The 13,108-nt window shown below is 36.0% G+C and carries 8 protein-coding genes; all 8 read left to right on the forward strand.

Annotated features, from left to right (window positions below):
* The first annotated feature begins 3 nt into the window (after positions 1–3).
* The 8 genes from CKF58_RS03775 (at position 4) to CKF58_RS03810 (ending at position 13,055) form a co-directional block, all read left to right on the forward strand.
* Positions 4–2,520 (forward strand): hypothetical protein, encoded by a 2,517-nt coding sequence (locus CKF58_RS03775; RefSeq protein ID WP_119531122.1) that lies wholly within the window; start codon positions 4–6, stop codon positions 2,518–2,520.
* Positions 2,521–2,529: 9 nt separating this feature from the next.
* Positions 2,530–4,740 carry a conjugative transfer system coupling protein TraD gene (traD, locus tag CKF58_RS03780; protein ID WP_119531124.1) on the forward strand — a complete coding sequence of 737 codons (2,211 nt, stop codon included), beginning with the start codon at positions 2,530–2,532 and terminating at the stop codon, positions 4,738–4,740.
* A gap of 118 nt (positions 4,741–4,858) precedes the next feature.
* Complete coding sequence (locus tag CKF58_RS03785) at positions 4,859–5,548, forward strand: hypothetical protein (protein WP_147397209.1); 690 nt, start codon at positions 4,859–4,861, stop codon at positions 5,546–5,548.
* Between the two features lie 2,751 nt (positions 5,549–8,299).
* Entirely contained in the window at positions 8,300–8,653 is a 354-nt protein-coding gene (locus tag CKF58_RS08645) for a restriction endonuclease subunit S (RefSeq protein WP_119531128.1), read from the forward strand.
* The gene (locus CKF58_RS08650) at positions 8,640–8,984 is read left to right on the forward strand and encodes a restriction endonuclease subunit S (protein WP_119531130.1); all 345 of its coding nucleotides are present in this window, start codon (positions 8,640–8,642) and stop codon (positions 8,982–8,984) included. The genes CKF58_RS08645 and CKF58_RS08650 overlap by 14 nt, the downstream gene beginning before the upstream one ends.
* Positions 8,985–8,998: 14 nt before the next feature.
* Positions 8,999–9,571, forward strand: coding sequence for a restriction endonuclease subunit S (locus tag CKF58_RS03800; protein WP_119531132.1), 573 nt, complete (start codon positions 8,999–9,001; stop codon positions 9,569–9,571).
* Between the two features lie 608 nt (positions 9,572–10,179).
* On the forward strand, positions 10,180–11,556 hold the full coding sequence (gene trkA, locus CKF58_RS03805) for a Trk system potassium transporter TrkA (RefSeq protein ID WP_119531134.1): 1,377 nt from the start codon (positions 10,180–10,182) through the stop codon (positions 11,554–11,556).
* Positions 11,557–11,567: 11 nt separating this feature from the next.
* Entirely contained in the window at positions 11,568–13,055 is a 1,488-nt protein-coding gene (locus CKF58_RS03810) for a TrkH family potassium uptake protein (protein WP_119531136.1), read from the forward strand.
* Positions 13,056–13,108 lie beyond the last annotated feature (53 nt).

Here is a 13,108-nt window from a genome sequence, read left to right on the forward strand (position 1 = left end):
CTTATGAGCAAGGAAGAATGGGAAGATGAACAAGAGACTTTAGAACAAGTAGTACCTCATAAAGTACATATCCCAGTTGATAACTTTAATGGATTTGATGATGCGGATTTTGTAGCTTTTAGTGGAGAGGGAGTAATTAATGGAGGGTTTCAAGGGAAGTTTAGTGGAGCTTTTGCTGCCGCAAAAGCAACCTCAAGCTTTCAAGCTTCTTCAAACCCTCAAGCTTCCACTAACGCAAAAGCTACCTCAAGTTTACCTGTAAACGCAGAATCTAGAGGTAAACAAGCTAGTGCTACAAGTGCTAAAAATACCAACGATAAGCTAAGTAATGAACAAGTAAATGCTTTTGATTTCACAGCTAATTCTCGAGATAAAGTTGAGTCTATGCAATCTCAATTTGGTTTCGCTCAAACAAGTAAGTTTTCATCGCAAGAGGAGGTGGGATTTACATCTCAAGAGTTTAGGAATTTATCTCAAGATTTTGGGTATGGGTTTAAAGAGATTGATAGTTTGTTTCAAGAGTTAGAAGAAAGATCTAAGGAATTGAATGAATTGTCGCAAGATGAAGAGTCATTATCTCAAGCAGAACAAGCTTCAAATCCAGAAACAGCCAAAACCACCTCTAAACGTAAGTCTCGCTCTAAATCTAAAACTAAAAAAGCTTCAACTCGCAAACAAGAAGCACATGCCGAAATAGATAAAGTGCGTCTGGACGAATTATTTGTGCAGTTTGAGCAAATGCCGGTTGAGAATGTAATTAAAGGTGCAAAACAAGAAGATAATCATAGTTTTACGCGTTTTGCTCATACTCTTCAAGATGAGTTTGCGCAAGTCAAACAACAAGAAAAGGAACAAACGAAGAATAGTTCGAGAGAACAAGATAACTCTTTATCTGTTAAGGGTGAATTAGGATTGTTTGGAATTGCTGATAATGGGATTAACGGTGATATCAATGGAGAAATTAATAGAGAAATCAATGGTGAGATTGAGTTAAGTAATGATGTAAATGATGAGATAAATGATCTTTTCGGGGAAGAGAGAAAATCTAAAGCTAGATATAGCGATAAAAATAAATTTAAAGCTGAAAATCGAAGATTTTCGTATGATGAAGATGGTGGGGAAGATGTAGAGGGTGAGAAAGAGCCAAGTCCTCACACATCACCTAATCAGTTTAAGAATCTGACTATCGTTTCATCTACTTATCTAAAGTTTAAGCAACAAACCTCAAGCATTAGTTTTACTCAAGATGATTTACATAATCTCCTATCTCAACACGAATTAGGTAGACGTATTAATGCGCGTATCGAGCAAGGTTTAATCTCTCTGCAAGGTGATGACTTCTTAACAGTCGAGATTCTTAGTTGTATGTATGATTTCTTGTTATGGAATCTTAAACAACAAGTACCTTTTCAGCAGATCGAACAGATTCTAGAGAACTACCAATTAATGAGTGTACTACCTAGTTTAGAGGGTGATAGTTTAGATCATAGTTATAGTCAGTTTGTAGGACTAGCTAATTTACCAGAGTTAGTTTGTGCTCATTATCAACCTTTAGATGCTCATATGTATGCTTCACAAATGGATATGGCACACATCAGCGCCCAACAGCTACAACTAGAAACTTGTCAGCGTATAGCAGCTAAAGTAGATGAGTTATTGGCTAGAGAGCAAGAGACACAAGGTTCTAATAACTTAGCAGCTAGGGCTGATAAGAAAGAAGTGGGTGCAAGTCATGGCTATGCTGTTTCTAGTAATGAGTATGTAGAAGCTCGTAATGAACATGAAGAAGCTCATAATGAATTATCAGTAATAGACTTACTCAAACAAACACAAGAGCGACAAGAACTTATTTGGCAAAAGTACGAACAACTGTTAGCAACCAATCCGCAACTACAAGCAGCTAAAGATACAGCTTACTTAACCCAAGCAGCACAGTTAAAAACCATCCCTGCGCAACAAATTAAAGCTCTCGGCCAAATTAGCGAACATACCTTTACTCTAGCAGGGCACTTGTCTGCACAAGAAAAGAAGAGTAAAGTGGGGAATGTAAACCTTAACTCTAATTTTAACTCTAGCTTTAACTCTAACTTTAACTCTCCTAGCTTTGTAAATCGAGAGAATGAGCAAGATGATCTTGATGGTTCGAATGACTTTAACGCAGAACTTAAAGAACTCTTAAGCAATCGAGGCTTTGTTGGCATCGGACAACAAGGATCAACCGCACAAGCAATCAAGTTCTTGGAGAATATTAGTTTACAGGAGATTGATTATGTACGTCTGATGCATCATCTTGAATGCAATCTGTCAGGAAGTGCTTGGGCATATTTATCTTTAAGTGCTTTAGAGCGAGAGATCATTCAAACCATTGTTATGCCAGATGATCCTAAGCAGTTTGATGAGCAAACGCAAAGTATCAAGTATGACTACTTTTTAGATTTACCGATATTACCTTTACTGGTAGAAATCTATCTCGCTGAACATGCAGAAGAATTAGCTGATGATTTTTTACAGTATATGTAAGGAGGACTAATGTTTAAATTCACTTCACCTCTCACAAATAACAACCAAGAAGATTCTGTAGCTTCTCAAGGTTCTACGGGGTCTACAGATACAACTGCTACAAATGATCCAAAAGCTACAACTATAGGTGCAAGATCTTATAGTACAGCACAAGATAAAGATTCGATTTTAGGAGATGCTACTAACGCGAAAAAAGATGCCAAGAGTTCTGCAGAATCTATCAGTTCTAAATCTGGAGTAGGTAGTAAATCTAAGGAGAATAATAACAGTGGTAAAGATAGTGCCAATAAGAGTAAAGAGTTTCCTGCTCTAACTTGGTATCACAAGCTTGCTAACCTTGCCGTGCAAAGCTTAGAACTAATTATTACTCCAGCTTTACAAGAAAAGTTACGTACTCGTTATGCACACGAAGATGTAACAATACACTGGCGTCCGAACTATGAACTTATGCAGGTCAAACTGTGGTTATGTTTAGCGTGGGGGTACTTAATCTTAGGTGTGAGTTTAAGTATTGGAGGGCTGTTCTTTGCGGTATTGGCTAATAGTGGTTTAAGTAAGAGTTGTTTGTTGCTCTGGCTAATGAGTATGCTTTTAGCCTTAATTTCCTATCCTCAAGCCTTACAGAATCGTTATTGGTTAGATTTACGTTATCAACGTAAACTGCTGATTTTCAATTCACAGACGCTACAATCCCAACTAGTGCCACAAAAATGGTGGTTAGGTAAAGGCTTTTACTGGGATAGTAAACATACGTTCCGTCAACAAGCAATCCAACAACAATTTAAAATGGCACAACATCCTGCTTATAGCCAAACTACAACTAAAATGGGATCATCTTGGTTACACACTCTAGATAATGGTGAGCAAAACATCTACTTAGATTGTGAGCATACTAATGGGCATATGTTAATTGTTGGCACTACAGGATCTGGGAAAACAAGGGCTTTTGATCTGCTAATTCAACAGGCAATTATGCGTCAAGAAAGTGTAATCATTATTGACCCTAAAGGAGATCATGATTTACGAGAAAAAGCTTTAGCTACTGCTCATAAGCTTGGAATGGCTGATCGCTTTTTAGCTTTTAGTCCTGCTTTTGCACAACAGAGCATTGCCTTAGATTTATTGGGTAACTATGCTAAAACTTCCGATCTAGCACAACGGATTATTTCTTTAATGCCCAATTCGGCTAATGCTGGTCCATTTAGAGCAGTTTCGTATAAAGCAGTACTAACAATCATTGAAGCTCTGCAAGCTTTACATAAAAAGATTACGCTCTTGCGGATCTATTTATGTGTAACTATTGGTTTAAAGGATCTATTAGTTGAGTTACTCATTGACGTTTGTCAACGTCACCAATTAGATGACATCTTGCAAGTAGTGTCTAATCCTGCTATGGATACACGAGCTTTTAACGTAGTTTTACGTACCTATGTTAAAGACTATCATCCACAAATCCAAGAAGAAGCCTTACTTAATCTTATTGAGCTCTACAAACATGATTCTACGCACTTAACGAAAATGCTTGCGACCTTATTACCTGGTTTACAAGTACTGGCAACACCTCCGATGAACGAACTGATTACTCCAGAACTAGAGCAAGCCCATAATCGAGTACTCTTTAATCTACAGAGTTTAACTACAACCAATTACATTCTCTACGTAGGCTTAGATAGTTTATCTGACGCTACTTTATCTGGAAATATCGGGAGTTTATTACTTTCAGATCTTGCAGCCTTAGCCGGAACTATCTATAACTATAAAGATATTAAAAAGCCGTTAAATATCTTTGTGGATGAGGCTGGAGAGGTCGTAAACGATGCCTTTATTCAGATTCTGAATAAAGGGAGAGGTGCAGGGTTACGTTGCTTTACCGCAACGCAAACAATTGCCGACTTTAATGTACGTACAGGAGATCGTGAGAAAACTCGCCAAATGTTAGGTAACTTTAATAACTGGTTAGCTTTAAGAACAACCGACTTTGAAACACAAAAGTACCTTGCTGAATCTTTACGACGCACTCGTATTCAAGTAAAACAAGGTAATTACGCAAACAAAGATGCTTTTACTAATAACTCCTTTAGTGAATCCCTTAATGTTGAGAATACACCTTTAGTAACTCCAGATATTCTTGCTGAATTACCAAACTTTGAGTATATAGCTCGCGTTGCTGGAGGACAAATTATTAAAGGTAGATTACCGATTGTAAGTTTGGACGAGTAGAGTTACCTTTACTCAAACTAACCTCAAACTAACAGTAAAGCAATTTTGGAGAGAAGTAGAAATAAATAGAAAGAAGTAGAAATGAATAGAAAGAAGTTGAGAGGAGTAAAGATCTACAATGCGTTATTTTTATCAGTTTATTTTTATTTTGTGTTTAGGAGCAGTATTAGTATTGCTGATCTATGGTTTTCTGGGTATAGATCGAGGAAGATTGGTCGGGGCTATAGTACATTTTTCTGGCTATAGCGCTAATGCAAATACTGCAGGACAGCACTTACAACAGCTTGTAAGTTTAGGAGTAGTTAGTGTCCCGGATAATTGGCAAGCATGGTTAGCAGCTGGTGGCTATACTTGGCAAGAGATTTCTCAACAAGTAACAAGCGAACAATCTCTACCTGCTCTAACTCAACAAGTAATGCACACTACCGGAGCACGTCTTAATGCAGAGAATTTGCAAGACTTTATGTTGAGTTTGCATTTTTATTTCTGGTTACTTAAGTTAAGATTTACTTATTTAGTACCACATTTAGTGTTGTTAGTACCTATGGTAGTGGCTTTATGGTATAGCTTGCGTTGTTATCGGCATATCGGTGAACATAACTTACGTTATGTTTCCCCGCTACGCAAACAAATTAGCTTGTACACGTGGGGGATTAGTACTTGGTTGGTAATGGTATTACTAGCTTTACCGTTACATTTACCTTTAGGATTAGTGACTTTAGGGATTTGTTTAATGTTACTTAGTGCTTATGATCTACGTAAAATTGTTCAAGTTTCACGTAAAACCACGACTATCACACCTGTTTAATACACCAGTTCAATACACAGATTTAACATACCAGTTCAATGCACTGGTTTAAAATATCAGATTCTAAATCTTACAACTTACTCTTATTTTTTACATACGGCCTTAGATTTTTTAGATTTTTGGATAGCTTACTTTGAGAGCTGTACACCACAGATTATCCAATACAACTCATACAACACCCTATAACCTCAATCAACTCTATATAACCTCAAATAACCCCAGCACTTAGTGAAATAAGGTTTAATTTGTAAGGACTTAGTTACGACTTAGCGTGAATGACAAGCAATAAATTGCCTATTTAGTTGCCCTAAGTGTAGTAAATAAAATGATAGATATGCAATCTTAAAGAGTGATTTGGTTGCTAAAATCACGATTTTAAAGTTCTATTTGTTGTTTTTAGGAAAAAACTATGTTTAGTATGTTTGTTGTGTTATATAGTTATATGGTTTTTAAGCCGTATTTGTTAAAATATAAGCTATCCTTAATAACGTATAGTAGGTTGTAAGTTAATTACTTTGTTGAGGAAATAGGACTTTATCGCCGGTTTTTGTGTGCTTGTTTTGCAGATTTAACTTGGGATTGTCTTGGGAATTGTTTTGAGAGCAGTCTTAAAATAATCTCAAAATACTATCAAAATAGTCTCAAAAATAATTTTCAAACCGAGCCATAAACTTACACTTATGTTCATGCCAAAACATAAGAGCAAGCATACCGTAAATAAAGTACTATCTAATTTTATTCTTTAACCCATAAAGGATAAGATTTTATCAGAGCTATGTATTTAGCTTTATTTTTTGTCCTCGCAAAAATTTGGGAAAAATAAAAACAGCTACTTTCGTAGAACAATACTCTACAAAAGTATTGTGTTTATGTTAAGTGTTGCTACAACTAACCATAAAATATAAAATAAATTCGTAACACTAGTTCTTAGTTAGGACTTAATCAGAATCTTGTAAATTAAAGCATTCATCATGAAAGATTCTGATGCATAAGCACCCGTACTAATTTATTAGTACAAGCGTATAGAGTTTATTCATGCTACTTAAAATATTTATATTTTAAGCAGCTTGCGTTCAGGTCTTTTTACTTTCGCTATTAATAGAGGAATAACTATTTTCTGCTTTATTTTGCTGTAGAGATAGTTAATTAATATGCGATAAAAGGCAGTAAAAAGATACAACGCTGTATAGATTCTTATACCCTGGGGAATAAGGTTTATCTTCTAAGATAAGCTTTACGTGAGTAATATCACGTAAGTAGCTGTAATTTCCCGGCTAATAGGATTTTTACCTTTAGTCGTTACAGTAAACTAGAATCATCTTAGCGAGTGCAATATTTGCATATGGGTAGTTGCGTTAGCAACTAGTATTCAACTTTTATTAATTGTAAAAGTTAGTAAAAGTTATCATCTTACTTATGAACATAACTTGTCTTTACAAACATCCTTATTTAAAGACTTAATGCCAAAAAATCTTTAGATAAATATATTTGTAAGTAGCAAGCTTTAAAAGTAAGCCATATTTATTGCCAGTAAATATGTTGTGAGATTTAGTTTTTAATAATTAACCTTAGTTAGTTGTTAAGAGCTAATGATTAACTTGCGAACTTTTTTAGCAAGCAGACAAGAACTTTCCTATGTTAAATATTGACCTCGAGGATTAAACCCTCGAGTTTTTTTTATGGCTAGATTATAGAGATATATAGTTCTCGAACTAAATCAACAGATCGTTGATTTTGCAAGTAATCGGATAAATTTTAACTTGATCCTATTGATTTTTCTCTCATATCCTCTAATATCTTCTCTTAAGCTTCTAAGCAAGTAAATCCTCTTTTTCCTTTCTTCCTTCTCCTTGAGACGACCTTTATTTGCGTCCCCCAAAAGTGATACAAACTACATACGATAAACAACTAACGTACAAACGATAAACTTACCAACTACAACTGTAAAACGGTACGTACTACCTATAAACTCCACCAACCACAGCAGTAAAATCGTCAAAACTACAAACTAACAAGCCTCATTTCTTCTAATAGTCAGCTCTTATAAGGATTTATCGAGCAAGATTGGTAAGATTTTGCTAGCCTAGTTATCTCCTTTCAGAACGAAGATCGTAGTATAATCGAGATATCTCGATTATAGTGATATAAATCGATCGTACACTCTCCTCTCGATTTAATAAATCAAATCCCCTAAAAAAGAGGATTGCTTCAAAAACACAATCTGTAATAATTAGATGTGCATAAGTAACTAATCGTAACGCTTTCTACTATTGATATTAATAACTAACAGCTATGTATTATTTTTACTTTGAGTAATAAGTACTGATCACTAGGACTGCTTGATCTTCTTCAAGATAAGCTGCGCTTAGAAGTTAAATCAAGTTATACTGCTTAATTTAGTAATACCTAAAATTGGCAATTGCTTGGAGGTTTTATTAGAGATTTCCTTGTCTTAATAAAGCACTAGCAATTTAGATTTATTAAAGGTTTGAGATAAATTATTCTAAAGATGTTTATCAAATACTTCTCTTAAATACTTCTTTCAAATACTCATTCGCAATACTTGCTGCGAGATTTAAGTTCTTTTTCTTAGTTCTTTAAGTTCTTTATTTTAGTTAGGGCACTAATCTTAGTTATAGGGCATAGTCTTAGTCATAGACTTAGTTTTATCATTTGTCCAAGGTTTAGTTTTAGTGCCTAGTATAAGTACTAGTACTTAATGCTAGTACTTGCTACTTTTCCTTTTTAATTATGACCAAACCACTTTCCCTTAGATTCTCTGGTTTTACGACTCCATGGCAAACTAAGCCCTTATGTAAATGGTTTACCTATGGTAAAGCTGGAGGTACACCTAAATCTTCACAAGCTGTTTATTATGCTAATGGAGAGATCCCATTTTTAAATATTGCAGATATGACTGCAGCACGTAAATATATTCAGCAAACAGAAAAACATATTACTCAAGAAGGCTTAGATAGTTGTGCTGCTTGGTTAGTACCTGCAGGAGCGATTAATTTTGCGATGTATGCATCCGTAGGTAAAATTACCATTAACCAAGTACCGGTAGCTACTTCCCAAGCTATTTTTAAATATGCAGTTTGCTGATACGGTGTTACGTGATTTTATCTATTATGATCTAAGTTTTAAAACAGCTAATCAATATTGGGATTGTTTAGTAGGAACTAATACGCAAGCGAATCTCAACGCACAAAAAGTAAAAGCTGTAGCTATTAGCGTCCCGGAACCAGCCGAACAAAAAGCCATTGTTAAGCTCTTGCAGGCAGTTGATGAGCAACTTTTTAAGGTACAAGATCAATATCAAGCTTATCTCTCCCTTAAGGAGAAGTTATTAGAGCGAATTTTTCCACAATTTGAAGTAAATGCTCAAGAAGAGATGGGAAAAATTAAATCTGATATATATATATATATGCCTTAAAAAATCAACATATTATGCCGTTAAGGTTTAAAGGCTTTACTCAACCTTGGCAAAGAACTAAATTAGTAGATCTAGCAAGTAAAATTACGATGGGACAGTTTCCTCAATCGAGTAATTACACTACCAATCCTCAAGATTACATCTTAGTGCAAGGTAATTCGGATATAGTGGAGCAAAGAATAGTACCTCGCACTTACACTACGCAAATTACCAAACAAGCGCAAGTGGGAGATCTGATTTTTACCGTACGAGCTCAAGTGGGAGGGATGGCGATTACTGAATATCCAGTAGTCTTAGGAAGAGGAGTTTGTGCTATAGCTAGTGAGAATAAGTTCTTGTACTATGCGTTACAAGCTTATAAACAGCAAGGGCATTGGGAGCTATTAGCTAGTGGGACGATTTTTGCAAGTATTACTAGTTCACAGTTAAAGAATATAACTTTAGCCTATCCAGAAGTAGAAGAACAAGAGAAAATCATTAACTTGTTTGAACAAGTTTATCAGTTAATTGCACAAACTGATCAATTAGTACATCTATATGAACAACAGAAGTTCATTCTTATGCAAGCCTTAATTGCAAAGTCATGATTAAGAATTAATCAGGCTATTTGCATAGTCATAATTAAAAAAGTTTGTTTGATCTCCTAAAAAAGAGTTACATATCAATGGTTTAAATTAAATAGCTTAATATAAAGGACTGAATGTAAAGAACTAAATTTCAAGAACGAAATAATTGTGGTTAACACTAAAGGTGTTAACCCTTTTTTTGTTTTCTTTGTTTGTGTGTGGTTATAGTTGTGGTTGCAGTGTGTGTTTATGAGGGGTGGGGTTGGTGTATTACTTTGTTGTGATGTGTATAGCATATACACTGTCTTATTGTATTTGTGGTGTATCACTTTTGGGGGACGGCTTACTTATTTGACGGAGAATATCAAAATAGGAGAGAAGACTTGCTCTTGTATTATTTTAAGCGTGCTTTAGGGGTCGCTTTGGCTTAGCTTTGTGAAGCTAAAGTTTATTTACGTTATAATAGGGTTTCAAGAATACTTAACTTTATTTAAGCTTCTTCTTAGTTTATCGACGTAAGTAGCTTAACTAAAGTTAAAGTATCTTTAATTAGGTTGGCACATTTTGTGTCATGATAAAAAATTAAAGTATAGCTTTGAGAAGATTCTGTTAGTTTTTAGATAAATCTTATGCGTATAGTTATTTTAGGCGCAGGTAAGGTAGGAACTTCGATTATCGATAACTTTATCGATGATGAGTGTGATTTAGTAGTGGTTGATACGGATAGTGATCTCTTAGCCGCGATTGCTGCTAAGTATGACTTAGTTACCATTACGGGGCATGCTACGGATTTAGACACTTTAGATCGTGCCGATCTAAAGTCGGCGGATATTCTAGTTGCGGCTACCCAACACGACGAGATTAACATCCTTGCTTGTAAAATTGCTCATGAGATCTACAATGTTGAGTGTAAAATTGCGCGCTTGCGTGACCGTAAGTACCTCAACCATCAAGATCGTCTAATTGGGCAAAACTTATTTCCGATTGATTATGTGGTCGAGCCAACTTTAATCGTTGCTAATGCTATTAATAATCTTATTCGTTATCCAGGAGTAGAGTACTTTACTTATTTCTGCGATCAAGAAGTAGCTGCCTTTGCCTGTCAGGCACAATATGGTGGTTCATTTGTCGGACGCGTGGCAACCCAAGCAGCTGCCGAACTAATTAAACTAAACATTAGTTTAGTAGGGATTATTCGTAATAGCGTAATTATCTCGATTAATGATTTTACAATCATTAATGCCGGAGATACAATCGTACTTATGGCTGAACCGGATAATGTCATGTTAGCTATAGGTTACTTCCAACGAGCCCTAGCTAAACCACGTCGTATTATGTTAGCAGGTGGTTCACGAGTTAATACTTACCTTGCTGGTTTCTTACGCTCTAAAGCAAGTGTAAAACTCATCGAACAACAAAGCGATAAAGCTCTAGAACTAGCTAATAATATGGCAAACGTACTCGTAATTGCCGGTGACTGTTCGGACGAGAATTTACTGTTCGAAGAGAAGATTGATAGTACGGATATTTACGTTGCAGCTACAGGGCAAGATAACCTTAATATTCTAACTGCGGTGCTAGCTAAACGTATGGGTTGTAAACGTGCCATTGCCGTAATTGGTAAAAGTGTAAACCGTTCATTAATTCACAATGAAGAGATCGATATTATCTATTCCGGACAAAACGATCTAGCCACTGAATTACGTGCTCATGGTATGGCGTCAACATTCAAGCGTGTCTACCGTGATCCGAATAATATCTACTCGCTATTCCAATGTAAGCTTCATGGCTATATAGGTAATAAACCGATTAGTGGTATTGAGTATGGGCAGTTAAAACTGCCACACAATATTCGTTTTGTGGGCTTAATGCGTAAAGGTTTATTCCAAGTAGTAACGAGCCATACGCAGTTCTTACCAGATGATAAGGTTTTAGGTATTTCTTATACTCGCGAAGACTTACAAGCCTTTGCTAAACTAATTCAAAAATCACCAACCCAAATCTAGGGAAGCTACAGATGTTTAGTTTTAGTTTTAATCTAAAATTTGTCCGCTATGCCCTAGCGAATGTGACCTATGTCATTAGTTTTCTAATGTTCATTACTTTATTAGTATCGATTTACTTTAAAGACGGTCACAGTTATGTGTATATCCGACAAATCATTATCATGCTGATTGCCAGCTTTTTATTAAAGTTTGGGCTTAAGCGTGAAGAAGTCATTAAGTTGCGTACTCCGGATCTATTTTTAACCACGAGCTTAATGTGGGTCTATGGGGTATTTATATGTATGTTCCCCTACATCATTATTGCCAACTATGACTTTGCGAATGCGTTTTTTGAGATGTGTTCAGGGTTGACTACTACTGGAGCAAGTATTATTACGGACTTTAAGTCTTTACCTATTTCCTTGCTCTTTTGGCGACAAATTACGCAATGGTTTGGGGGCATAGGATTCATCGTCGTAGGTGTACTCATTCTACCTAACTTAGGTACTGGGGGAATGAAGCTGTTTAAAACTGAATCCTCGGACAGTGAAGAGAAAGCTTTCTCGCACTATCGTGATATGGCGTTTGCCATTGCCGTGTACTATCTGTTTATTACCTTTAGTTGTGCGTTTAGTTACTGGTTATGCGGCATGGGGAAAATGGATGCCATTATGTATTCATTTACAACCGTATCAACAGGTGGTTTTGCGCCAACCGATGATTCGTTTGGGGAGTTAGTAACGACCTACTGGCCCGGAGTAGTATTTATGTACCTCTCGGCTCTGCCTTTCCAAGTGTTTGTCTTAAATTTACGTAACCGTTCTCCATGGCGCATTTTTAAAGATCAGCAGATCCAAGTGTACACGCTGATTCTCATGGTAGTAGCCTTCTTAATTAGTATTGACCGCTTACTCTACCATACAGGTTCAGAGCTTGGTAGTCAGTACCACTATAGTCTGTTTTACATATACTGGGAATCTTTAGTAAATCTAATTAACCTTTCAACTAATACAGGGTTTGGGATTTCGGACTACTCAGCATGGGGTGCGGCATCTATAGGTCTGATGGCAACCATGGCAATGCTGGGTGGATGTTCAGGTTCAACAGCCGGAGGGTTAAAAATCTTCCGTCTGAACATTATTCAGATGTTTATTCACCAACAAATGAATAAAACCATCCACTCGAATGCAAGTAGCGTTATTTTCTATAACGGTCAATCGGTAGATAAAGATGACCTGCAAGGGGTATTCTTTTTTATCTGTATCTACTTTATGACTGCAAGTTTTGCGGTATTTATTCTAAGCTTTACTGGTCTGTCGATCGATCAAAGCCTTTCAAGTGTAGTAACTACGATTTCAAACACCGGAGCACTAGTTGTAGGTGGAGTATCTGATACTACCGGTGGTTTTGATGGACAAACTAATCTACAAAAAGTGATTAATGGTTTTGTGATGCTCTTAGGACGTCTAGAATGTACAACCATGTTAGTGTTGTTAATGCCTAAGTTCTGGCGTTACTAAAAGTTACAGAAGGAAAGCTTAAAAGCAAAAACCTATATACGTAAAAAACTCTC

The organism is Psittacicella hinzii (assembly GCF_003585935.1).
Classification (GTDB): domain Bacteria; phylum Pseudomonadota; class Gammaproteobacteria; order Enterobacterales; family Psittacicellaceae; genus Psittacicella; species Psittacicella hinzii.